The organism is Terrabacter carboxydivorans, assembly GCF_039532035.1.
Classification (GTDB): domain Bacteria; phylum Actinomycetota; class Actinomycetes; order Actinomycetales; family Dermatophilaceae; genus Terrabacter; species Terrabacter carboxydivorans.
Map to the genome: position 1 here is coordinate 44,054 of NZ_BAAARE010000024.1, position 22,122 is coordinate 66,175.

A 22,122-nucleotide genomic window follows, 5' to 3' on the forward strand; every position below is an offset into this window, starting at 1 on the left:
GGTCCGGGCGGGACGCGTCGCCTCGGGCCGTGGTGTCAGAGGCCGTCGACGACGACGGCGGCCATCTCCATGCACGACTCGTGGGTCTTGCGGCTGATCTTCAGGGGGTCGAGGTGCAGGCCCGGCGCGAGCATCGGGTCGTAGGGGATGTCGACGACCGCGCGCACCCACTGCTCGAAGTGCTCGCGCGTGTGCACGCCGGCACCGACGTCGTTGCCCTTGGCGGAGGTGTGCGAGATGACGCAGACGGCGTTGCGCACGAGGTCGCCCCGGCCCATCGCGACGAGCGCGTCGAGGTTCTTGGCGGCCACGACCGAGGTGTCGTCCTTGAGCGAGGTCGCGAAGACGAGCATGTCGGCGCGGGCCGCGGCGGCGAGCCAGTTCGGCGACAGGCGGTTGTTGCCGGTGTCGACGACGATCATCCGGTAGAAGCGCGACAGCTGGGTGTGGAGGTCCTCGAACTCCTGCTCGCCGATGATGCGCATCGCCTCGTCGTCGTCGGCCGAGGCCAGCACGTCGAAGGACAGGCCCCGCTGCTCGCGCACCCAGTGCTCGAGCTCGGAGGTGCCGGCGTTGGGGTCGCCCGCGATCGTCGGCAGGGCACCGAGCAGGTCGACGACCGTGCGGTGGTGGCTCTGCGACGGGGCGCGCATGCCGAGCGTGCCCTCGGTCTCGTTGTTGTCCCACGCGAGGACCGAGCCCGAGCGGTAGCGGCCGAGGTAGCTGGCCAGCATGAGGGTGACGAGCGTCTTGCCGCCACCACCCTTGGTGTTGATGACCATGATCGTCTTGCGCCCGCCGAGCGGCCGCGCGATGCGGTCGATGCGGTCGCGCTCGAGCATCTCCTTGACGCTCGGGCCCAGGCCGAAGGCCTTGCGCAGGCCGGAGTTGGCCTTGACCTTCTGGCGCTCACCCTTGGAGCGCGCGGTGATGAGGTCCTCGGCGCTCGGGCGGTCGGAGTTGCCGGTGCGCGGGGCCGGGGTGAGGTCGTATGCCGAGGGCTCGGGGTCGTAGCCACCCTCGGCCGCCGCGGCGGCCACGTCGGGGTCGACGGCCGGGCGGGCGGCATACGCCTGCTGGGCGGCGCTGTGGTCGGTGGACAGGGAGGCGGCCGCCGCGGCGCCGTCGGAGCGGTGCTCGTCGGTGCTGCCGGCCGGCGTCCAGCCGGAGTAGGACGGCTCGTCCTCGGTGTCGGTGGTCGCCGACCAGTCGCTCGTGCCCGGGTCGGAGGGCTGCCATTCGGTCCAGGTGTTCGCCGAGCCGGAGGACGAGGACAGGTCGGTGTCGTGCCCGTCGTGGCCGTTCAGCGCGACGTGGTCGTCGTGGCCGTTGAGCCCGTCGTGCCGGTTCAGCCCGTTCAGCTCGGACAGGCTGTAGGAGGTGGTCTCGTCGGAGACCGACGTCTCACCGGACTGCCACGACGTGTCGTCCCACGTCGAGCTCCACGGGTCGGCCGGAGGCTGCTCGGGCTCGCCGGCACCGGCGCCCGCCACGGGGATGGGAAGAGCGAAACCACCCGGGATGCTGTTGTTCGCCGAGAAGCCAGGGATGCCCTGGTTCTCGGTGCTACCGGTCTCGTTGTTGCTCATCGAGCACTCCTTGCTGGCCTGACGCGGCGGGATCACGTGGGTGATCACGTGCTGGATCCTGCTGCGGGATCCGTGTGATCGTCCCACGACTGCGCCACACATCAAACCCGCCGACCGCCTCCGGAGCGGCCAGAACGGGGCATTTCCACAGGTCGCCCCCGACTGTCGGTTGGGGGCTGTAGGGGGTGACCCGGTTACGATGAAGCGCCCAGCAGAGCGCTCAACACGGAGGAGGAGACGGCGTGGGAATCATCAACCGTGTCGAGCACGGTCTCGCCAAGGCTGTCCACGGTGCCTTCGCCAAGGCCTTCAAGTCGGAGGTCCAGCCCGTCGAGATCGCCTCCGCGATCCGCCGCGCCATGGACGACCGCGCCGCCCTGCTCGGCCACGGACGCGCCATGGTCCCCAACCTCTACACGATCGAGCTCAGCCAGACCGACTACGACCGGCTCGGCGACTACGAGGAGGACCTGTCCGACGACCTCGTCGCCGCGGCGCAGGAGCACGCCGACTCGCAGGGCTACCAGCCCGGCGGTCCGCTCGAGGTGCAGCTCGTCGAGGGTGAGGGGCTCGAGACCGGCGTCTTCCGCGTGCGTCCCGCCACGGCCAAGCAGGCAGGGCGCGAGCCCGCCCGCGAGCAGGCCCCGGCCGCCCCCCGGCCCCAGACCAGCGCCGGCACGGTCATCGACGAGGCCCCGGTCCAGCGACCCGCGCCGCGCTCGAACCCCTCGGCCCGCCCGTGGCTCGACATCTCCGGGGACCGCTACCCCCTGCTCGGCAGCATCACGACGCTCGGCCGCGACGAGACCGCCGACATCGTCGTCGACGACCCAGGCGTGTCCCGCCGGCACAGCGAGATCCGGGTCACGACCGACGGTCCGCACCTCGTCACCTCGATCCGCGACCTCAACTCGACCAACGGCACGTTCGTCAACGGCGACCGCATCTCGAGCCAGCGCCTCCAGGACGGCGACCGACTGACGATCGGCCGCACGTCCGCGACGTTCCGTGCCGGGCGCCGGTGAGCGCGATGAGCAGCCTGACCAGCACGAGCCCGGTGACCTGCGGGCCCCTTCCTCCGGCGACGACATCGGGTGACGCATGAGTGAACTCACCCTGACCCTGCTGCGGCTGGGTCTGCTGGCGCTGCTGTGGCTCTTCATCTTCAGCGTCGTCGGCGTGCTCCGCACCGACATCTACGGCACGGCGGTGACCCGCCGCGGCAAGCGCAAGGCGGCCAAGGAGGCCCAGAACCAGCAGCGCGGGCCTGCCCGCACGCCCGTTCCGGCGGCGGCCGGGGCGGGTGCCGCGGCAGGCGCGGCCGGCGTCGCCGCCGCGCAGGGCTCGGGTCGCAAGGCTCCCGGTCGCAAGACCCGCGGCAAGGGTGTCCCGACGACGCTCGTCGTCACCGAGGGCCCTCTGGCCGGCACGTCCCTCCCGCTGCGCAGCGGCGGCGTCCTCATCGGTCGCAACCCCGAGTGCGCGCTCGTCCTCGACGACGACTACGCCTCGGGCCGGCACTGCCGCATCTATCCCGACCCGTCGGGGCGCGACGGCTGGGCCGTCGAGGACCTCGGCTCCACCAACGGCACCTTCATCGGTCGTGACCGCCTCACCGGGTCGCGGCCCGTCGAGGTCGGCACCACCCTGAGGATCGGCAAGACCGTCCTCGAACTGCGAGGCTGACCCGATGGCGATCGCCCTGCGCTATGCCGCGCGCTCCGACCTCGGGCTGGGACCGAAGTCCCGCAACGAGGACTCGGGGTATGCCGGTCCCAACCTGCTCGTCCTCGCCGACGGGATGGGTGGGCACGCCGCGGGCGACGTGGCGAGCTCGATGATCGTCGGTGAGCTCGCGCCGCTCGACGAGGAGGACGTGACCGCCGACCAGGCGATCCCGCTGCTCGAGGAGGCGCTGCACGCCGCGAACGCCAAGCTCACCAAGGCGATGCACGAGAACTCCGAGCTCGCCGGCATGGGCAGCACGACCATCGTCATGCTCCGCACGGGCAACAAGCTCGCCATGGCGCACATCGGCGACTCGCGGGCCTTCATGCTCCGCGGCGACACGTTCTCGCAGATCACGAAGGACCACTCCTTCGTCCAGCAGCTCATCGACGAGGGCCGCATCTCCAAGGAGGACGCCGGCCACCACCCGCAGCGCTCCGTCGTGACGCGGGTCATGACGGGCCAGCCCGACGACGAGCCCGACACCTCGCTGCGCGAGGCGAAGATCGGCGACCGCTTCCTGCTGTGCTCCGACGGGCTGTCCGACTTCGTCGGCGCCGACGTCATCGAGGAGATCGTCCGCGAGGCGCGCACCCCCGACGAGGCCGCCGACCGCTGCATCGAGATCGCCCTCAAGGCCAGCACCCGCGACAACGTCACCGTCATCGTCGCGGAGGTCGTCGACGCCGACGGGGACGACCTGCCCACGACGGTGCCGCAGGTCGTGGGGGCCGCCGGCAAGCGCATGCGCGGCCGCACCCGTGCGATCCCGACGAGCCCTGCCGAGAAGGCCGCGGCGCTCTCCCGCGAGGCCACCGGCCGTGCCGAGCCCGAGGACGACGCGCTCGAGCTCGCGGAGGACGGCAAGCGCTCGCGCCGGTCCAAGATCCTGCTGCGCACCATCGCCGTCCTCGTCGTGGCCGCCATCCTCGGCGGCGGGGGCTACGGCGCGTGGGCGTGGTCGCAGCGGCAGTTCTTCGTCGCGGCCGACAGCGGCCACATCGCCCTGTTCCGCGGGGTCTCGCAGGACCTCGGCCCGATCCGGCTCTCCCACGTCGAGACGATGTCCGACGTGCTCGTCTCCGACCTGCCGACCGACGTGCAGGCCTCGGTGCAGAACACCATCCCTGCCCGCGACCTCGCCGACGCCGAGGTCAAGATCGCGGCCCTGCGCGGCGAGGCCCTGCGCTGCCAGCACCTGGCTGCCACGGGCACGCCGTGCGGCACGAGCCCGGCACCGACGCCCCTGCCGACCACGCCTCCGACGTCCCCCACCTCACCGGCCCCCACGTCGCCGACGCCCTCGCCGAGCACGTCGACGCCCAAGGCGAGCGCCGCCGGTGAGCGTCCCGTGGCCGACCGGATCGCGGGGGTGGCCGCGTGACGACGACCGTCGAGGCCCTGACGCCGCGCACCCGCCGCGGCGCCGAGCTGCTCCTGCTGCTCTTCGCCATCGGCATCGTGCTGCTCGCGTGGGTGACCACCGACCTCAACCGCAACGGCACGGTGCCGCCCAACATCCTCCCCGTCGCGGGTGGCTTCACCGTCCTCGTGCTCGCCGTGCACCTCGTGCTGCGGTGGAAGGCGGCCTACGCCGACCCCGTCCTGCTGCCCGTCACCACCGTGCTCAACGGTCTGGGCCTGGTGATGATCCACCGGCTCGACCTCGCTCGGGGCAAGCTCGGCACCGACGGCGACGCCTACCGCCAGCTGATCTGGACCACCCTGGCCGTCGTCCTGGCCATCGCCGTGCTGATCGTGCTGCGCGACCACCGGCTGCTGCGCCGCTACACCTTCGTCAGCATGGCGGCCGCGTTCGTTCTGCTCCTGCTCCCGCTCGCTCCGGGCCTCGGCCGCTCCATCAACGGCTCGCAGATCTGGATCAGCCTCGGCCCGTTCAACTTCCAGCCGGGCGAGTTCGCCAAGATCGCCCTCGCGATCTTCTTCGCCGGCTACCTCGTGCAGACGCGCGACGTGCTCTCCCTCGCCGGCAAGAAGATCCTCGGCTTCACCTTCCCCCGCGGCCGCGACCTCGGCCCGATCGTCGTCGCCTGGGCCCTGTGCGTCGTCGTGCTCGTCTTCCAGAACGACCTCGGCACGTCCCTGCTCTACTTCGGGCTGTTCGTCGCCGTCCTCTACGTCGCCACCGAGCGCGTCTCGTGGATCATCATCGGCCTGCTGCTCTTCGCCGCCGCGGTCGTCTTCGCCCTGACGGCCTTCGCGCACTTCCACGAGCGCGTCGACCTCTGGCTCGACCCGTTCTCGCCCGAGAGCCTCGATCGGTCCAACCAGCTCGCCAACGGCCTGTGGGGCATGGCCTCCGGCGGCCTCACGGGCACCGGTCTCGGCGCGGGTCGGCCCTACCTGACCCCGTTCGCCGAGAGCGACTTCATCTTCCCCAGCCTCGGCGAGGAGCTGGGCCTCTTCGGGGCCGTCGCGATCATCCTGCTCTACCTCGTCTTCTGCCAGCGCGGCATCCGCACCGCCCTCGGCGTCCGTGACGGGTTCGGCAAGCTGCTCGCGATCGGCCTGTCGTTCTCGGTCGCCTTCCAGCTCTTCATCGTCATCGGTGGCGTCACGCGCGTCATCCCGCTGACCGGCCTGACGACGCCCTTCATGTCGCTCGGCGGCTCGTCCCTCCTCGCGAACTGGGTCATCATGGCGCTGCTGCTGCGCATCTCCGACCAGGCCCGTCGGCCGATGCCCGAGATCCCCGTGGGGGTGGCCGCCGACGACCCGTCGCCCGCCGAGGTCACCCAGGTGGTGAGGCTGTCGTGAACACCCCGATCCGCCGGCTGTCGATCCTCATCGCGGCGCTCTTCACCACGCTGCTCGTCGCGTCGACGATCGTGCAGTTCGCACAGGCCAAGAGCCTCGGAGCGATGGCGAGCAACAAGCGCACCCTGCTCGACAACTACGCCCGCGAGCGCGGCTCGATCATCGTCGGCGGCCAGGCCGTCGCCAAGTCGGTCCCGGTGCAGGACCAGTACCGCTTCCTGCGCAGCTACCCCCAGGACAAGCTCTACGCCCACCTGACCGGCTTCTACTCGTACTCCGTCGGCGCTCCCTACGGTCTCGAGCACGCCGCCGACGACCTGCTCTCGGGCAACGCCGACCAGCTGTTCGTGCGCCGCGTCACCGACCTCATCACCGGGCGCAAGACCTCCGGGGCCACGGTCGAGCTGACGATCGACCCCAAGGTCCAGGCGGCCGCCGACCAGGCCCTCGGCGCCAGCAAGGGCGCGGTCGTCGCCCTCGACCCCAAGACCGGCGCGATCCTCGCCATGGTCAGCCACCCGTCCTACGACCCGAACCCGCTCGCGAGCCACGACCTGACGAAGGCCGCCAAGGCCTGGCAGTCCCTCTCGACCGACAAGGACAAGCCCTACCTCAACCGCGCGATCAGCGGCATCTACCCGCCCGGGTCGACTTTCAAGGTCATCACCGCCGCGGCCGCGCTCGAGGACGGCGTCGTCAGCGACGAGAACTCGAAGGTGCCCGGCCCGGCCCAGCTCGACCTGCCGCTGACCACGACCAACCTGCCGAACGAGGACGGCCGCGCCTGCGGTCCCAACAACGAGACGACGCTCATCCACGCGCTCGAGATCTCGTGCAACACGACCTTCGGCTCGCTCGGTCTCGACCTCGGCGGCGAGAAGCTGCGTGCCCAGGCCGCGAAGTTCGGCTTCGGCGACTCGCTCCAGATCCCGATGCGCGTCGCGACGAGCTCGGTCCCGGCCGACCTCAACGCCCCGCAGGCCGCCCAGGCCGCGATCGGCCAGTACGACGTGCGCACGACGCCCCTGCAGATGGCGATGGTCGCGGCCGGCATCGGCAACAAGGGCAGCGTCATGACGCCCTACCTCATCCAGTCGGTGCGCAGCGCCAACCTCGACATCATCCAGTCGGCCCCCGACCCGGTCGAGCTGTCGCAGGCCGTCTCGGAGCAGACCGCGAGCACGCTGACCAAGATGATGGTCTCGGTCGTCAACAACGGCAGTGGCGCCCGTGCCCGCATCAGCGGGGTCGACGTCGCAGGCAAGACCGGCACCGCCCAGCACGACCCGGGCAAGCCGCCGCACGCGTGGTTCATCTCCTTCGCACCCGCCGTCGACCCCAAGGTCGCCGTCGCCGTCGTCGTCGAGGACGGCGGCGTCACGGGCAGCGAGATCGGCGGTGGCCGCGTCGCGGCGCCCATCGCCCGCGCGGTCATGCAGGCGGTGCTGAGCCGATGACCGTGCCGACGAGCCTCGGGACCGGCGCCACCCTCGGCGGCCGCTATACCCTCGGTGCCGCCATCGCCTCGGGCGGGATGGGCGACGTCTGGGAGGCGACCGACGACGTCCTGCAGCGCCCGGTCGCCGTCAAGGTGATGCGCCCACAGGGGTCCGACGACGAGTCCTTCCTCGAGCGCTTCCGGGACGAGGCGCGCGGCAGCGCGTCGTTGCACCACCCCAACATCGCGGCCGTCTTCGACTACGGCGAGGAGCACGGCACGGCATACCTCGTCATGGAGCTCGTGCCCGGCCGCACGCTCGGTGACATCATCCGCGACAGCGACGGCGGCATGCCGGCCGACGAGGTGCGCTCGGTGCTCGGCCAGGCGGCCCTGGCCCTGTCGGCGGCCCACGAGGCCGGCGTCGTGCACCGTGACGTCAAGCCCGCCAACATCATCGTGACGCCCGAGGGCCAGGCCAAGCTCACCGACTTCGGCATCGCCCGGCTCGGCGACGGGTCGGGCCACACCCTCACGGGCGAGGTGCTCGGCACCCCCGACTACATCAGCCCCGAGCAGGCGCTCGGCGAGCCCGCGACAGCCTCGAGCGACCTCTACTCCCTCGGTGTCGTGGCGCACGAGATGATCACCGGCCGCAAGCCGTTCGACATGGGCACGCCGGTCGCGACGGCCATCGCCCAGGTCAACGACGCCCCGCCCGAGCTGCCGGGCACCGTGCCGCTCGACCTGCGTGAGGTCGTCGACGCGTGCCTCGCCAAGTCGGCGTCCGACCGCCCGGCCGACGCCCGCAGCGTCGCCGAGGCCGCCGGTATGCCGGTGGGCGCGCTGCGGGCGCCCGTCGGGACGCCGGTGCAGGCGACGGCCCTCCTGCCGCAGGTCGCCGGTCCGAACGAGCTGCGGCCGGCGAGCCCGTCCACCTCCGCAGGCCGATCCGGCACGCGTCCCCTGCCCGCGGCGAGGCCCGCCGTCCTCGGGACGGAGCGGCGTCGCCCGCCGCTCCGTCGTCGAGCCGCGTGGCTGGCGGTCCCCGTCGTCGCGCTGGTCGGTCTCGTCGTGTGGGGCGCGTTCGCCCTCGGCGGCACCGTCGACGGCCCGGCCGCGAGCCCTGCCGCCCGGCCGTCGGCGTCGAGCGCCCCGGCCACCACCGCCGTCCCCAGCAGCACGCCCACGACCACCCGGCCCACCACGGCGACGGCCTCACCGACCACGCGCGCCGCCGCCCCTGCCGTCAAGGCCGCGACGACCGCCAAGCAGCCCGCCCACCCCGGCAAGGGCCACGGGAAGGGCAAGGCGAAGTGAGATGACCGACCGGCTCGAGCAGCCCGACCAGCCCGACCAGCCCGACCAGCGCGATCCAGGCGCCCGACGAGCGGACCAGGATGACCCAGCACCCGAACGAGCAGAGGCCAACGACGTGAGCACCGCACCCCGTGTCCTCGGCGGACGCTACGAGGTCGGCGAGCTGATCGGACGTGGCGGGATGGCCGACGTGCACCTCGGTCACGACACCCGTCTCGGGCGCCAGGTCGCCATCAAGATGCTGCGCTCGGACCTCGCGCGCGACGCGAACTTCCTCATGCGCTTCCGGCGCGAGGCGCAGTCGGCCGCCGGGCTCAACCATCCCGCGATCGTGGCGATCTTCGACTCGGGCGAGGACGACAGCGCCGTCGAGGGACCCAACGGCACGCGGACGACCCTGCCCTACATCATCATGGAGTACGTCGACGGCGAGACCCTGCGCCAGCAGCTGACCGAGCACCAGCAGCTCGACCCGGCCGAGGCGATCCGCGTCACCGAGGGCATCCTCGACGCCCTCGCCTACAGCCACCGGATGGGCATCGTCCACCGCGACATCAAGCCCGCCAACGTCATGATCACGAGCGGCGGGCACGTCAAGGTCATGGACTTCGGCATCGCCCGGGCCATCGCCGACACCGCCGCCACCATGACCCAGACCCAGTCGGTCGTCGGCACGGCGCAGTACCTCTCGCCGGAGCAGGCCCAGGGCCAGACCGTCGACGAGCGCTCCGACCTCTACTCGACCGGCTGCCTGCTCTTCGAGCTGCTCGCCGGTCGACCGCCCTTCACCGGCGACTCGCCCGTCGCCATCGCCTACCAGCACGTCGGCGAGCTGCCGCAGCCCCCGAGCGTCTTCAACGACGCCGTCGGCGGCGACCTCGACGCCGTGACGCTGCACGCCCTGGCCAAGGACCGCGAGGCGCGCTACCAGAACGCGACCGCCTTCCGCGCCGACCTCGAGAACGTCCGGCTCGGCCGCCAGATCAGCGCGGCCGCGCTCGGCACGGCTGCCGCGGTCGGGGCCGCGGCCACGCAGACCCTCCCGCAGGCGTATGCCGTCGCGGGCACCCCCACCGCCGTGCAGGCCCCCGTCGGCGCCCGCGGCGAGCGCTACGAGAACACGGCCGGTCTGCCCGCCGTCGGCCACGACGAGGGTGACGGCGAGCAGAAGAAGGGCGGCAAGGGCAAGGCCGCCCTCATCACCGCGCTCGTCATCGCCCTGCTGGCCCTCGTCGGCTGGGGCGCCGTGACGTGGTTCGGCAACCAGACGCCGGCGGTGACCATGGTCACCGTCCCGACCCTCACGGGCATGAAGGAAGACGCCGCGGCCCGAGCGCTGGCCACCAACAACCTGCGCGGCGAGAAGTCGCCCGCCGCCAGCACGACCGTGGCCGAGGGTGACGTCATCAGCCAGGACCCCCAGTCGGGCACGCGAATCGCCGAGCAGTCGATCGTCAAGTACGTCGTCTCGACCGGGCCCGACAACCTCACCGTCCCCGACGTCACGGGCTTCGACAAGGACGCGGCGCGGGCAGAGCTGGAGAAGCAGGGCTTCGTCGTGTCGGGCTTCCAGCAGGAGAACGTCTCGACCCAGGACAAGGACAAGGTCACCAAGACCGAGCCCGCCGCGCAGGCGGTCGTGGCCAAGGGCTCGAAGGTCAAGATCTTCTACGCCACGGGCAACGTCAAGGTGCCCGACAACCTCGTCGGGCAGGACTGGGCCCTGGCCGCCGTGGCCCTGCAGAATGCCGGGCTCGACCCCCGCAAGGAGACCGTCGACTCCGCCAAGACCCCCGACGAGGTGCTCTCGGTCGACCGCGCCGGCGACGTCGTCAAGGTCGGCACCCAGATCACGGTCAAGGTCGCCCGGGCGCCCACCCCGACGGTGACGGTCACGCCGCCCCCGACCACGACGACGGCGCCGCCGACCACGACGACGACGACGCCACCGCCGACGCCCTGACGGGCACACGGCATACGGCCAAGGGCCCCTCCCGAGCGAGAGGGGCCCTTCGTCGTGTCGCGGGCTCCGACCGGGTCGGGTGCCGTCTCGTGTGCTTGGACGTATGCCGGTCGCCGGGGGGTCAGACCGCCGCGGTCACGAGGGGGCTGAGGCCGGCGGAGCGCTCGACGGCGTGGACGTCACCGCACATCGCGAGGAAGTTCGCGAGCATCCGGTGACCCCCCTCGGTGAGCACGCTCTCGGGGTGGAACTGCACGCCGTGCAGCGGCAGGTCGCGGTGCCGCACGGCCATGACGAGGCCCGAGTCGGTGTGCCCGGTGGCGACGAGCTCGTCCGGCAGGGTCTGCGGGTCGATCGTCAGCGAGTGGTAGCGCGTCGCGGTGAACGGGCTGGGCAGGCCCTCGAGCACGCCCGTCCCGTCGTGGTGCACGAGCGAGGTCTTGCCGTGGAGCAGCTCGGGCGCGCGGCCGACGGTCGCGCCCATGACGACGCCGAGCGCCTGGTGGCCGAGGCAGACGCCGAACATCGGCCGGGCCAGGCGGCCACACTCCCGGATGACGTCCATCGAGACGCCGGCGTGCTCGGGCGTCCCCGGTCCCGGCGAGACGAGCACGCCGTCGTAGCCCGTCACCTCGGCGGCCTCGACGGCGTCGTTGCGCACGACGGTGCAGTCGGCGCCCAGCTGCTCGAGGTAGCCGACGATCGTGTAGACGAAGCTGTCGTAGTTGTCGACGACGAGGATGCGGGTCATGCGAGTCCTTCGGGAGGGGCCTTCGAGGGGCGGTCGAGGGGCTGTCGAGGGGTGGTGGCGCTCAGCGGATCGGCGAGGCGTACTGGAAGTCGACCGTGCCGGAGTAGGCCGGGAACTCGATCGAGCTGAGGGTGTGCAGGCCGTAGCCGAGACCGACGGCGTCGACGTACTGCTTGTAGATCGTGACGGAGGGGTCGGCGTCGAGCCCCCGCTCCATCCGGTCGATGTCACCGATGGCGGTGATGCGGTAGGGCGGGGAGTAGACCCGGCCCTGCAGGATCAGGGTGTTGCCGACGCAGCGGACGGCGCTCGTGGAGATGACCCGCTGGTCCTGGATCATCATGGCCTCGGCGCCGGAGGCCCACATCGCGTTGACGACGGCCTGCACGTCCTGCTGGTGCACGACGATGTCGTCGGCCGTGAAGCCGTCGGGCAGCGAGTCGGCGCTGCGCTTCGCGTCGTCGAGGCTCACCTCGAGCGCGGCGCCGCGCACCTTCGTCGTGGCGGCGGTCGGGGCGAGCTCGTCGGCGGCCCGGGTCAGGCTCGAGAGGTGGTCGTCGGCCGGGGCATTGGTGCGGCTGAGCGCCTCGACCTCCTTCTGCAGATCATCCAGCGTGCTGGCCCGCTCGGCGACGCGGGCATCGCCCTCCATGATCAGCTGCGGCAGGTCGCGGTCGGCACGCAGGTCACGGCCCTGCGCGGCCTGGAAGCTCATCGCGAACATCAGCCCGGCAGCGCCCATGACGACCGGGACGAGCACGCCCCAGGTGATGCGGCGGCGCGGCTTCGACCGCCCAGGGGCTGCGGCTGCCTCGGTGACGAGCTCCGTCTGCTGCGTCTGCTCGGCGTTCTCGACCTCGGGGGACACGGGGGCGTCGCCGGGCTGGAGGGAGCCCGAGGGCTCGACGGACTCCGAGGGCTGGGTCGGCTCGGTCGGCACGGTGGGCTCAGGCGGTTCGGCGTCTTGCATCACGGGTGACCTCGCTCGCGCGGACCGTCCGCGCCGCCTCCATTGTGCCTCGTCACGGCGTGGGGCCCGACCGGAGGTAGGGGGCGAGCGAGGTGATCTCGCCCTGCTGGAGCCCGCCCCGGAGCGCGAGGGTGGCCGCCGCGCGGTTGCTCGCGCCCAGGGTGGTCATGAGGTGGGAGATCTCGGCGGCGACCGTGCGCAGCGAGACGCCGAGCTCGCGGGCGATGGCCGCATCCTTGGTGCCGACGACGAGGCGGCGCGCCACGAGGCACTGCCGCGGGGTGAAGGGCGCAGCCGTGCCCTCGGGGACGGCAGGGCGTGACCGCGCCCAGGTCTCGTGCCAGAGCTCGGTGACGTGGTCGACCACGTCGGCCCGGGTGGCCAGCCACGCCGTCGGGAAGCCCTGGGCGCTGAGCGGTCCGGCGACCACGGCGGTGGAGCCGTCGACGAGGATGCACTGGAAGAGCGCCGGGCCGACCCGGATCTCGGGGTCCTCGGACGAGCACAGCGGGTTGAGGCGCAGGGTGCGCTCGGTGGTGATGGTGCGCATGTCGAGGCCGCGGGCGAGCGAACGCGCGTTGGTCGAGCGGAGGTCGTCGCCGGGGTCGAACTGGATGATCGGCTGCATCGACCACGCCGAGCGCCGGGTCGTCGGCTCCACGGCCTCGGCGAGGTTGCGCTCGATCTCCTCGCTGCCGGTCCCGAGCCGGCGGAAGCCCGGGGTGCGCCCACCTCCGAGGCAGGTCACTGCCAGGGTGTTGACGAGACCGGTGAGCACGACGGCGGACGCGGCGAGGTCGTGGTCGCCCTGGCCCGGTCCCGAGCCCTGGTGGAGCATCTGGTGGAGCACCTGGTGCGGGCCCTGGTGCGAACCGCGGGGCGAGATCACGGCCGGGCCCTGCTCGACGTACTGCGTCGAACCCTGCTCCAGACCCTCTTCCGGGTTGGTCCTCACGTCTCGTCCCCTGTTCTGCTGTCCCGGCTGACAGCATGCCGGGTTCCGCGCCGAGGTCAACTCGTGTCCACCTCTTTTCACGACAAACACGCCGAAGTCGCGCCGGTCGACTGCAGGTTCATGCAACCGAGCACGAGCGGATGCGACACATCAGTGCGCCGGATGTCATCGTCGTCCCGGTCGCCGGGGGGTGGCGGCGGCGGGCGGAGCGCAGACAGGGGGCGCGTCCGCCCGCCGTGGACGCACGCCCACCGGCGACGCCCGACGGACTGACAGGCCACCCGCCCTGGCCACCCCCGGGCCACCCGCCCGGGACGTCCGCCCGGGACGTCCGCGCAGGCAGGGACGCCGCGCGCGTCATTGGTTACCCTTGCCTCAACTCAGAGCAAGGAGAACGCAGTGCCCGAGTCCAAAGGCCGCGACCACAAGGCGGCGGCATACACGCCGCCCCGCCCGAGCAAGGCCGCCGAGCCCAACCCCACCTGGTGGGCGCCCGTCTTCATCACGCTGCTCGTCCTCGGGCTGCTGTGGATCGTCGTCTACTACGTGTCCGAGTACAAGTACCCCATCGGCTCGATCGGGGTCTGGAATCTCGGTGTCGGGTTCGTCCTGCTCATGGGCGGCTTCATCATGACGATGCGGTGGCGCTGACCACTGCCGACCTTCCGGGCTCTGCCCACAAGCGGCGGGACGCCGGCTGTCCACACCTGTGGACGGCCGGCGTCCTGCATTTCGGTCCACAGCTGTGGATGACGGCCGTGCACAACCTCCAGCGCGCCGACGCGAAGTTATCCACACTGTTGTCCCCAGCTGGGGATGAATGACACGTGTGTAACTACATCCACAGGCTTGTCCACAACCGGTGGACAACTCTGCCGACGCCTGTGGGAAGCCGCCGGCGGAGCTGACCGGGAGACGCCGGTACGTGAGCCGGAGGGGTCCGAGGGCCGGCCCGGGTGCCGCGTAGGGGGACTCAGGGTCAGAGACGTGGCAGGCCGAGCTCGGTGACGATCCGCTGCGCGGTCGCCGTCGCGTCACCGTGGTCGTTGTCGAGCCGCAGGTGACGGTGCTGCGGCAGCAGCCGCTCGCCGTCCCGGGACGGGTCGGTGTTGAACCTCGCGCGTGACTCGAGGTCGAGCACGTGGGCACGGGCCCACTCGACGTCGCGCTTGCTGCGCTTGTGGTCCATCCGGTCGGCGCCACCCTCTCGGGCGAGGCGCACGGCCTGGGGGGCGTGCAGCTCGACGAGGTCGATGGGCGCCCCGGCCTGCTCGACGGGCTCGACGAGCTCCTTCAGCTGTGCGAGGTCGCCGGGGTGGTCGAGGTCGATGGCGAAGGTGAAGACGAGTCCGGGCAGGTCGGCCACGACGGACTCCGCGATGACCTCGCGCCGGATCATCGCGTTGATCCGGCGGAACGACGGCGTGCCGAAGTCGTAGACGCCGAGCAGCGGCTCGATCGACATGTGGTTGTGGAAGAGCCGGAAGCCGGTGAGGTCGCACACCGCCCGACCGACCGTCATCTTGCCGACAGCCGGAGGCCCGGTGATGCAGACGAGGTGCATCGCCGTCAGCCGAAGATGCTCAGATCGCGGATGTTCTGGGGCACGGTGAGGTACTTCGCCACCGCGACCACGACGAGGAGCGCGAGGACGGCGCCGAGCGCGGCCCAGACGAGGTGGCGCACGCCCTGGCGACGGAAGACGACGATCGCGAGGGCGCAGATGACGCCCGTGACGAGACCGCCGAGGTGCGCCTGCCACGAGATGCCGGGGTAGAGGAAGCCGAAAGCCGCGTTGATGGCGATCGTCGCGTACATCGCCGTCGAGGACCGACCGAGGTGCCGGTTGAGCACGAGCAGCGCCCCGAAGAGGCCGAAGATCGCGCCGGAGGCTCCGACGACGGCGCCGAACCAGGCGCCCCCGACGCCGGCGCGCAGGGTCTCGATGCTCGGCGCGGCGGCGAGGAGGGTCACGGCCACCTGGCCACCGATGCCGCTGATCAGGTAGAGCGCGGCGAAGCGGGCCCGGCCGAGCATCGGCTCGAGGTACTGCCCGAGCGACCACAGCGCGAACATGTTGAGCAGGATGTGGAAGAACGTCGTCGGCGAGTGCAGGAAGGCCGCGGTGACGAAGCGCCACGGCTCGGTCCAGCCGAGGTAGGGCGCGAAGGCGAAGTTCTCGGTGACGGCCCCGCTGGCCCGCTGCGCGAGGTAGACGACGGCGCAGACCGCGATGATCGTGTAGGTGACGACCGGCGTGCCGTCGGTCGCGCGGCCGCCGAAGACGGTGCGGGCACCGGCCGTGGTGCGGGCGGCCTCGCGGACGCAGTCGACGCACTGGATGCCGACCGCGGCGGGCCGCTGGCACTCCGGGCAGGCGGGACGGCCGCAGCGCTGGCAGCGGACGTAGGCCTCCCGGTCGGGGTGGCGCGGGCACACGGACGGACCGGCAGCAGGCTGCGGCACTCCCGGGTCGACCGGGGGCTGGCCGGGCTGGCCACTGGTCGGGTTGTCAGACAACGGGATTCCCCCTGCCGGTCGCGTCCGTGGGCGGTGGTGCGGTGAAGCGTCGGTGCTGTGGAGCGGGGAGCGTCAGTCCTCGACGGTGACCGAGTTGATGACGACGTCCTCGAGCGGCTTGTCGTTGGCGCCGGTCGCGACCGCGCCGATCTTGTCGACGACGTCGCGCGAGGCCTGGTCGGCGACCTCGCCGAAGATCGTGTGCTTGCCCTGCAGCCACGTGGTGGCGGCGGTCGTGATGAAGAACTGCGAGCCGTTGGTGCCCTTGCCCATGCGCTTGCCGGCGTTGGCCATGGCGAGGATGTAGGGCTTGGTGAAGTCCTTGTCGGGGCTGATCTCGTCGTCGAACGCGTAGCCGGGGCCACCGAAGCCCTGACCGATGGGGCAGCCGCCCTGGATCATGAAGTTCGGGATGATGCGGTGGAAGATCAGGCCGTCGTAGAACGGGGTCGGGTTGGTGCGACCGGCGTCGTCCTTGTACTCCTTCTCGCCCTTGGCGAGGCCGACGAAGTTCTCCACCGTCTTCGGGGCCTGGTGCTCGAAGAGGTCGATGACGATGTCACCGTGGTTCGTGTGCAGGGTTGCCTTCATGGGGCCAATCCTCGCACGACCGAGCACGTATGCCGTCAGGCCGGGTATGCACCCCGCGATGCGGAACGCTGGGGGTGGACCCACCGTTGGCCAAGGAGAAGGATCGACCTCACAGCAGCTGGGGACGCGACCCGATGAGCAGCCGGCCACCGGCCGGCTAAGGACGGAGTGCCGATGTCGTTCATGGACAAGCTGAAGAAGAAGGCCGAGGAGCTCGACCTCGAGACGAAGGCCAGGCACCTGCAGGAGGCGGCGACGGACGCCGCGAAGCACGCCCGGGAGAAGGCGGGTGACTTCGCCGCCGAGAACCGCGAGAAGATCGACGGCTACGTCGAGACCGCGAGCGCCAAGATCGACGAGAAGACCGACGGCAAGTACGCCGACAAGGTGGCCAAGGTCAGGGAGCAGGTCGACCGCGGGGTCGACAAGGTCGCCGAGGGGCACACCTCGGGGCCGACGACCGCCACCGGTGCTGCCGCGGCCGCCGGAGCGACCGACGTGACCGGGGGGGCGCCGTTCCCGGTCGACCCCGACGCGCCGGCCCCCGTGTCGGCGAGCCCGCTCGACGCCCCGGACCCCATCGACGCGCCGGCCCCGTTGCACGAGAGCGGCTTCGACGCCGCCGCCGGTGACGTGCCGGTGCCGATGCAGGAGGCCCTCACCGACACGACGCTCGAGGACACCGTCCTCGGGCTCGACCACCCGCCGACGGCCGCGACGGGGCACCACGACGCGCCGGGTCCGGAGGACGCCGACACGACGCCGCGCGGCCCGCAGACGACCCCGCCCACGCACGACGCCACGAGCTGAACGAAGGACCCACCCGGCATACGCGATCACGCGTGACGAGAGCTCGGGCACCCTCGACCGGTGTCCGTGCGGCGCGTGGCCGAAGTTGGCAGGATGGGTAAGGACGACAGGACCTAGGAGGACGAATGTTCCGAACCAAGCAGTCCCGCACGGAGGCTGCCGTAGACCAGGCCCGTTCCGCGGCGGCCGACCTCGGCTCCGCGGCAGGCGACCGCATCGGATCGCTGCGTGAGAGCGCCGCCGACTCCGCGAGCGACGCCGCAGCGATCGCCAGGGAGCGCGCGTACGCCGCCAGGGACGCCGCAACGCCGGCCCTGCAGGATGCGGCCGCGCTCGCCAAGGAGCGCGCGTACGCCGCCAGGGACGCCGCAACGCCGGCCCTGCAGGATGCGGCCGACGCCGCGCGAGAGCGCTTCCACGACGCCGCGGCCACGGCCAAGGACGTCGCGGGCGAGGCGTTCCACGAGGCCGCCGACCGCGCCAAGCCCAAGGTGGAAGCCGCGCAGTCGACGCTCGTCGACACCGTGCTGCCCAAGGTGGGCGCGGCCATCGCGACCGCCGCCGCCGCGCTGGCCGCCGGCGCCGAGCAGGCTCGCGAGGCGGCCGCGCCGCACCTCGAGCAGGCCGCCGCCCAGGCCAAGGAGACGGCAGCCGTCAGCGGTCACCGAGCCCAGGACGCCTACTCCGTGCTCAAGGGTGACGCCGTCGCCAAGAAGCGCGGCGGCAAGGGCAAGTGGCTCATCGCCGTGGGCCTGACCGCCGCAGCGGTCGCCGCGGTCGCCGCCTTCCGCAAGCAGAAGCAGGCCGACGACCCGTGGGCCACGCCGCTCGACTCGCGCACCGGCACGCTCGGCTCCGACGCGACGACGCTCAAGGACAAGGCGGCCGAGCAGGTCAGCCACGCCAAGGACGCCGTCGCCGACGCCGCCAGCAAGGCCAAGGAGAAGGGCTCCGAGCTCGCCGACACGGCCAAGGACAAGGCGGGTGACCTCGCCGCCAAGGGCCAGGCCGCCATCGCCGACGCCAAGGACCGCTCGGGCGAGGCGGTCGACGCCGCTACCGACGCGACGAGCGCCGCCGCCGGCGAGGTCACGGCCGTCGACCCGGCCCCCGACTCCGACGCGATCACCTCCGACGCGGTCGAGGGCGGCACCATCAACGGCGCCTCGACGACGTCCTCCCCGCGGGGCTCGGCCCAGGCCAAGCTCGCCGAGGAGAACGGCGACAGCTCCAGCTGAGTCCCTGGTGGCCTCCGGTGCGGCGAGAGCCGGACCGGAGGTGGCCGGGAGCAGGCGCAAAGAGAAGGACCCGGATGCCCATGGCATCCGGGTCCTTCTCTGCATGAGCTGGCTCGCACCGACAGGGGGACAGCGCGAGCCAGCACATGCAGAAGGGCTGGGCGCGGTTCGTGCGTGCCCAACCCTTCGCTTCAACCAGTCTAGAACATGTCCGGCTGGTTGCGCGAGGGGCTCGATGAAGTTTCCATCACATCAAGCGCGTCAGTGGGGTTCCTTCCACTCACTGCACCGGCGAGGACGCGCCCGGGAGGACGCGCTCGTGGTGCTCCACCGAGCATGGCACCACCAGCGGCGTTGCGCCAGAGGAAGCAGCCGCTGATCGGCGCGGACCGGTCGGCCGTCACCCGGCAGCCGGTCAGGCGTCGACCGGCCTGCGAGAAGTCGCGGGGTCGTAGGTCCCACCTGCGTCGGTGCGCGCTGCTCACTTTCTGCTCGCCCCGGCATCAGCCGGCGGGAGTGGGAGCGTGGCCGTCCTGCTCGCGGCGCTGCTCGGCTTCGCCGTGCTCCGCATCCTGCTGATGATGCTGTGGGAGTGGAGCGCCCTGGGCTTCCGCTGGCTCGTGCCGTGCTTCTGCTCCATCTACGACCGCCGCTTCTGGCGGCACGAGCGCTACTGGAAGTTCCTCGGGGCACCGCCTCCCGCGCTGAACGGCATGCCCTTCCGTCCGCTGATGTGGCGAGCGCTGGGGGTGCGCATGGGCCGCGGGGTCTTCGACGACGGTCTCGCCATCCCGGAGAAGACGATCGTCTCGATCGGGGACGGGTGCATCCTCAACCCAGGCAGCATTATCCAGTGCCACTCTATGGAGGACGGCGCCTTCGAGCTCGAGGGCGTCCGGGTCGGTGACCGGGTCACCCTGGGGGTCGGGGCCTTCGTCCACTACGGGGTGGACATCGCCGACGACGCCGTGCTCGAGGCCGACTCGTTCCTGATGAAGGGCTCCGAGGTGCCGGCCGGCAGCCGCTACGGCGGCAACCCCGCCCACGAGGTGCAGGCCGCCACGTCCCGCCGCGAGCCCGTTCAGCGGACGGCGGCGAGCCCCTGATCGGGCGCCTGATCGCGCAGGTCGTGTCGCCAGGACACACCATTTGCGCGATCTCGCGCCCGACCACCCCGTTCACGCGGCGAGCCCTTGACCTGGGCCGACCAGAAGCGACCAATCCTTAGTACGTTGGCGGCCGTGGATGACGGGCTGTATGAGTCGATCGTGACGGATGCTCTGCTCAGGCGCCTGCAGACCGTGCCTGACGACTTGGCTGATCGCCGGCCGCTCAACAAGGCGGAGGCCGCAGACCGCATCGCGATCCACGTGAGCAGCGAGGTCGAACGCGCGCTGGCAGGAGTCTCTGACGAGAAGCGCATTCAGGTAGGCATCACCGTCGCGCGCGCGATCTTCGATCAGCTGGGCGCCCTGTCTGAAGCGGCTCTGGACGAGAGGCCGGCCTTCAGCGGAGACGTCCTGCGAGCCATCCTGGGTCGACGACCTGATGGAACGCCGCTGCCTGTTGCTCAACCGTTGACCCCGCTGCTCGACACGGCCCTGCTCACGAATGCGCCTGGCGAGCCGAACCTCTGGAAGCAGATCCAGTCCGAGATAGCCTCGGCCGACGCGATCGACGTCGTCATGGCCTTCGTTCGCCGGAGTGGTATCAACCCACTGCTCGACGCCCTGCGCCGGCACTGCGAGGCGGGCAAGGTGCTGCGGCTGCTCACCACGACGTACACCGGTTCGACGGAGGGCTCCGCCCTCGATCGACTCATCGAGCTTGGCGCCAACGTGCGTGTTTCCTACGACACGACAACGACGCGCTTGCACGCGAAGGCTTGGGTCTTCCATCGGCACAGCGGTTTCTCCACCGCGCTGGTCGGCTCGTCGAACCTGACCCAGTCTGCGCAGGCCACTGGGCTCGAGTGGAACGTTCGGGTCTCCGCCGCACGGAATCGGCCCGTCATCGAGAAGTTCGTCGGAACCTTCGACGCGTACTGGTCCAGCGGCGAGTTCGTCGATTACGAGCCCGGCCAGTTCGAGGAGCAACTCCGCGCTGCCAGCCCGAGGGCAGCGGGTCCGAACATCATCCTCAGCTCGATTGAGGTCACTCCGCGACCGTTCCAGGAGCGTCTGCTGGAGCTTCTCGCTGTCGCTCGGATCCAGGATCACCATCGCAACCTTCTCGTCGCAGCCACTGGCACCGGGAAGACCGTGATGGCCGCCGTGGACTACGCCCGGGTGCGACGCACTCTCGCCAGATCCCGCCTGCTGTTCGTCGCGCACCGCGAAGAGATTCTCGACCAAAGCATGGCGACCTTCCGTCACGTACTGCGTGACGCCGCCTTCGGAGAGAAATGGGTGGGCGGAGCTCGGCCGAGAGACTTCGAGCACGTCTTCGCCTCGATCCAGAGTCTGCGTGCCAGCGGGATCGACCAGCTCGCTCCGGACCACTTCGACGTCGTGATCGTGGATGAGTTTCACCACGCGGCGGCTGCGAGCTACGAACGGCTCCTCAACCATGTGCGGCCCGTCGAGTTCCTGGGCTTGACCGCTACGCCGGAGCGGTCGGACGGCCTTCCCATCCTGCACTGGTTCGGCGATCGAATCGCAGCTGAACTGCGGCTCTGGGATGCCATCGACCAACAGCACCTGGTGCCCTTTCAGTACTTCGGGATCCACGACGGGCTGGATCTGCGCGACGTCCCGTGGCGTCGCGGTGTCGGTTACGACGCCAGCGCGCTCAGTGACGTCTACACCGGCAACGACGTGTGGGCACGACAGGTCATCGAGCAGCTTCGCCGTTTCGTCGATCTTGATCGCATGCAGTGCTTCGGTTTCTGCGTCAGCATCGAGCACGCGCGATTCATGGCTCGTAAGTTCGTGGAGCACGGGATCCCGGCGATGGCCGTGTGGGGAGACACTCCGGCATTGGAACGTGAGGCAGCCTTGCGCGATCTCGCCTCGGGGTCGGTGCGAGCCATCTTCACGGTTGACCTTTTCAATGAGGGCGTCGACGTGCCGACGATCGACACGGTCCTCATGCTCCGCCCGACGGAGAGCCCGGTGCTGTTCCTACAACAGTTGGGGCGTGGGCTACGGAAGGCAGACGGCAAGAGCCTGTGCACGGTGCTCGACTTCGTCGGGACCCACCGCCAGGAGTTCCGCTTCGACCGCCGCTACCGGGCGTTGCTCAACGTGACGCGCCGCGAGCTGGAGTCCGCAGTCGTCCAGCAGTTCCCCTACCTGCCGGCTGGCTGCAACATGCAGCTAGACCGCGTCGCCTCGGACATCGTGAGTTAAGTCCCCGATAGTGGTGTAGCGCGGTCGCCGAGTTCGTCCCGGTCGTGGACGTAGGAGCGGCCACCGCGTGATCCTTCGAGTTCACCTTCCACAGATCTCTCGAACGGAATCATCACGATGA

Annotated in this window: 19 protein-coding genes; 12 read left to right on the forward strand and 7 right to left on the reverse strand. The window is 71.0% G+C overall.

What is annotated here, in order from left to right; all coding sequences use genetic code 11:
- Nucleotides 1-35: 35 nt before the first annotated feature.
- Nucleotides 36-1,637, reverse strand: a complete 1,602-nt coding sequence (locus ABD297_RS20420; protein WP_344256953.1) for a hypothetical protein — start codon at nucleotides 1,635-1,637, stop codon at nucleotides 36-38.
- 194 nt (nucleotides 1,638-1,831) lie between these two features.
- Here ABD297_RS20420 and ABD297_RS20425 point away from each other — a divergent pair, with 194 nt between their 5' ends.
- From ABD297_RS20425 to pknB, 7 genes are all read left to right on the forward strand, one after another.
- Entirely contained in the window at nucleotides 1,832-2,614 is a 783-nt protein-coding gene (locus tag ABD297_RS20425) for an FHA domain-containing protein (protein ID WP_344256955.1), read from the forward strand.
- A 76-nt stretch (nucleotides 2,615-2,690) separates the two neighbouring features.
- Nucleotides 2,691-3,275 (forward strand): FHA domain-containing protein FhaB/FipA, encoded by a 585-nt coding sequence (locus ABD297_RS20430; RefSeq protein ID WP_344256957.1) that lies wholly within the window; start codon nucleotides 2,691-2,693, stop codon nucleotides 3,273-3,275.
- Between the two features lie 4 nt (nucleotides 3,276-3,279).
- Nucleotides 3,280-4,701 (forward strand): PP2C family protein-serine/threonine phosphatase, encoded by a 1,422-nt coding sequence (locus ABD297_RS20435; RefSeq protein ID WP_344256958.1) that lies wholly within the window; start codon nucleotides 3,280-3,282, stop codon nucleotides 4,699-4,701.
- A complete protein-coding gene (locus ABD297_RS20440; RefSeq protein WP_344256961.1) occupies nucleotides 4,698-6,095 on the forward strand; it encodes an FtsW/RodA/SpoVE family cell cycle protein in 1,398 nt (465 codons plus the stop codon). The genes ABD297_RS20435 and ABD297_RS20440 overlap by 4 nt, the downstream gene beginning before the upstream one ends.
- Nucleotides 6,092-7,552, forward strand: coding sequence for a peptidoglycan D,D-transpeptidase FtsI family protein (locus ABD297_RS20445; protein WP_344256962.1), 1,461 nt, complete (start codon nucleotides 6,092-6,094; stop codon nucleotides 7,550-7,552). The genes ABD297_RS20440 and ABD297_RS20445 overlap by 4 nt, the downstream gene beginning before the upstream one ends.
- Nucleotides 7,549-8,853 (forward strand): serine/threonine-protein kinase, encoded by a 1,305-nt coding sequence (locus ABD297_RS20450; protein WP_344256963.1) that lies wholly within the window; start codon nucleotides 7,549-7,551, stop codon nucleotides 8,851-8,853. The genes ABD297_RS20445 and ABD297_RS20450 overlap by 4 nt, the downstream gene beginning before the upstream one ends.
- Before the next feature lies 1 nt (nucleotide 8,854).
- Nucleotides 8,855-10,816 (forward strand): Stk1 family PASTA domain-containing Ser/Thr kinase, encoded by a 1,962-nt coding sequence (gene pknB / locus ABD297_RS20455; RefSeq protein WP_344256964.1) that lies wholly within the window; start codon nucleotides 8,855-8,857, stop codon nucleotides 10,814-10,816.
- A 121-nt stretch (nucleotides 10,817-10,937) separates the two neighbouring features.
- Here the strand turns inward: pknB and ABD297_RS20460 are convergent, their stop codons facing one another.
- From ABD297_RS20460 to ABD297_RS20470, 3 genes are all read right to left on the reverse strand, one after another.
- Nucleotides 10,938-11,567: an aminodeoxychorismate/anthranilate synthase component II gene (locus ABD297_RS20460; protein WP_344256965.1), complete on the reverse strand. Its 630-nt coding sequence runs from the start codon at nucleotides 11,565-11,567 to the stop codon at nucleotides 10,938-10,940.
- Nucleotides 11,568-11,628: 61 nt separating this feature from the next.
- Complete coding sequence (locus ABD297_RS20465; RefSeq protein WP_344256966.1) at nucleotides 11,629-12,537, reverse strand: DUF881 domain-containing protein; 909 nt, start codon at nucleotides 12,535-12,537, stop codon at nucleotides 11,629-11,631.
- 52 nt (nucleotides 12,538-12,589) lie between these two features.
- Entirely contained in the window at nucleotides 12,590-13,492 is a 903-nt protein-coding gene (locus ABD297_RS20470; protein ID WP_344256967.1) for a helix-turn-helix transcriptional regulator, read from the reverse strand.
- Between the two features lie 399 nt (nucleotides 13,493-13,891).
- On the opposite strand from ABD297_RS20470, the gene ABD297_RS20475 reads away from it, so the two are divergent.
- Nucleotides 13,892-14,143, forward strand: coding sequence for a cell division protein CrgA (locus ABD297_RS20475; protein WP_344256968.1), 252 nt, complete (start codon nucleotides 13,892-13,894; stop codon nucleotides 14,141-14,143).
- A 328-nt stretch (nucleotides 14,144-14,471) separates the two neighbouring features.
- Here the strand turns inward: ABD297_RS20475 and ABD297_RS20480 are convergent, their stop codons facing one another.
- From ABD297_RS20480 to ABD297_RS20490, 3 genes are all read right to left on the reverse strand, one after another.
- The gene (locus ABD297_RS20480; RefSeq protein ID WP_344256969.1) at nucleotides 14,472-15,056 is read right to left on the reverse strand and encodes a DEAD/DEAH box helicase family protein; all 585 of its coding nucleotides are present in this window, start codon (nucleotides 15,054-15,056) and stop codon (nucleotides 14,472-14,474) included.
- Nucleotides 15,057-15,061: 5 nt separating this feature from the next.
- A complete protein-coding gene (locus ABD297_RS20485; RefSeq protein WP_344256970.1) occupies nucleotides 15,062-16,012 on the reverse strand; it encodes a rhomboid family intramembrane serine protease in 951 nt (316 codons plus the stop codon).
- Between the two features lie 72 nt (nucleotides 16,013-16,084).
- The gene (locus tag ABD297_RS20490) at nucleotides 16,085-16,603 is read right to left on the reverse strand and encodes a peptidylprolyl isomerase (protein ID WP_344256971.1); all 519 of its coding nucleotides are present in this window, start codon (nucleotides 16,601-16,603) and stop codon (nucleotides 16,085-16,087) included.
- A gap of 174 nt (nucleotides 16,604-16,777) precedes the next feature.
- Here ABD297_RS20490 and ABD297_RS20495 point away from each other — a divergent pair, with 174 nt between their 5' ends.
- The 4 genes from ABD297_RS20495 (at nucleotide 16,778) to ABD297_RS20510 (ending at nucleotide 22,001) form a co-directional block, all read left to right on the forward strand.
- Nucleotides 16,778-17,413, forward strand: a complete 636-nt coding sequence (locus tag ABD297_RS20495; protein ID WP_344256972.1) for an antitoxin — start codon at nucleotides 16,778-16,780, stop codon at nucleotides 17,411-17,413.
- A gap of 125 nt (nucleotides 17,414-17,538) precedes the next feature.
- Complete coding sequence (locus ABD297_RS20500; RefSeq protein WP_344256973.1) at nucleotides 17,539-18,651, forward strand: hypothetical protein; 1,113 nt, start codon at nucleotides 17,539-17,541, stop codon at nucleotides 18,649-18,651.
- Nucleotides 18,652-19,175: 524 nt separating this feature from the next.
- Entirely contained in the window at nucleotides 19,176-19,757 is a 582-nt protein-coding gene (locus ABD297_RS20505) for a DapH/DapD/GlmU-related protein (protein WP_344256974.1), read from the forward strand.
- A gap of 135 nt (nucleotides 19,758-19,892) precedes the next feature.
- Entirely contained in the window at nucleotides 19,893-22,001 is a 2,109-nt protein-coding gene (locus tag ABD297_RS20510) for a DEAD/DEAH box helicase family protein (RefSeq protein ID WP_344256975.1), read from the forward strand.
- Nucleotides 22,002-22,122: the final 121 nt, after the last annotated feature.

Excerpts from the sequence above, each read along its gene's own strand:
- ABD297_RS20430 (WP_344256957.1), top strand. The coding sequence starts at position 2,691 with ATGAGTGAACTCACCCTGACCCTGCTGCGGCTGGGTCTGCTGGCGCTG.
- ABD297_RS20490 (WP_344256971.1), bottom strand. The coding sequence starts at position 16,603 with ATGAAGGCAACCCTGCACACGAACCACGGTGACATCGTCATCGACCTC.
- ABD297_RS20435 (WP_344256958.1), top strand. The coding sequence starts at position 3,280 with ATGGCGATCGCCCTGCGCTATGCCGCGCGCTCCGACCTCGGGCTGGGA.
- ABD297_RS20495 (WP_344256972.1), top strand. The coding sequence starts at position 16,778 with ATGTCGTTCATGGACAAGCTGAAGAAGAAGGCCGAGGAGCTCGACCTC.
- ABD297_RS20480 (WP_344256969.1), bottom strand. The coding sequence starts at position 15,056 with ATGCACCTCGTCTGCATCACCGGGCCTCCGGCTGTCGGCAAGATGACG.
- ABD297_RS20450 (WP_344256963.1), top strand. The coding sequence starts at position 7,549 with ATGACCGTGCCGACGAGCCTCGGGACCGGCGCCACCCTCGGCGGCCGC.
- ABD297_RS20460 (WP_344256965.1), bottom strand. The coding sequence starts at position 11,567 with ATGACCCGCATCCTCGTCGTCGACAACTACGACAGCTTCGTCTACACG.
- ABD297_RS20465 (WP_344256966.1), bottom strand. The coding sequence starts at position 12,537 with ATGCAAGACGCCGAACCGCCTGAGCCCACCGTGCCGACCGAGCCGACC.
- pknB (WP_344256964.1), top strand. The coding sequence starts at position 8,855 with ATGACCGACCGGCTCGAGCAGCCCGACCAGCCCGACCAGCCCGACCAG.
- ABD297_RS20500 (WP_344256973.1), top strand. The coding sequence starts at position 17,539 with ATGTTCCGAACCAAGCAGTCCCGCACGGAGGCTGCCGTAGACCAGGCC.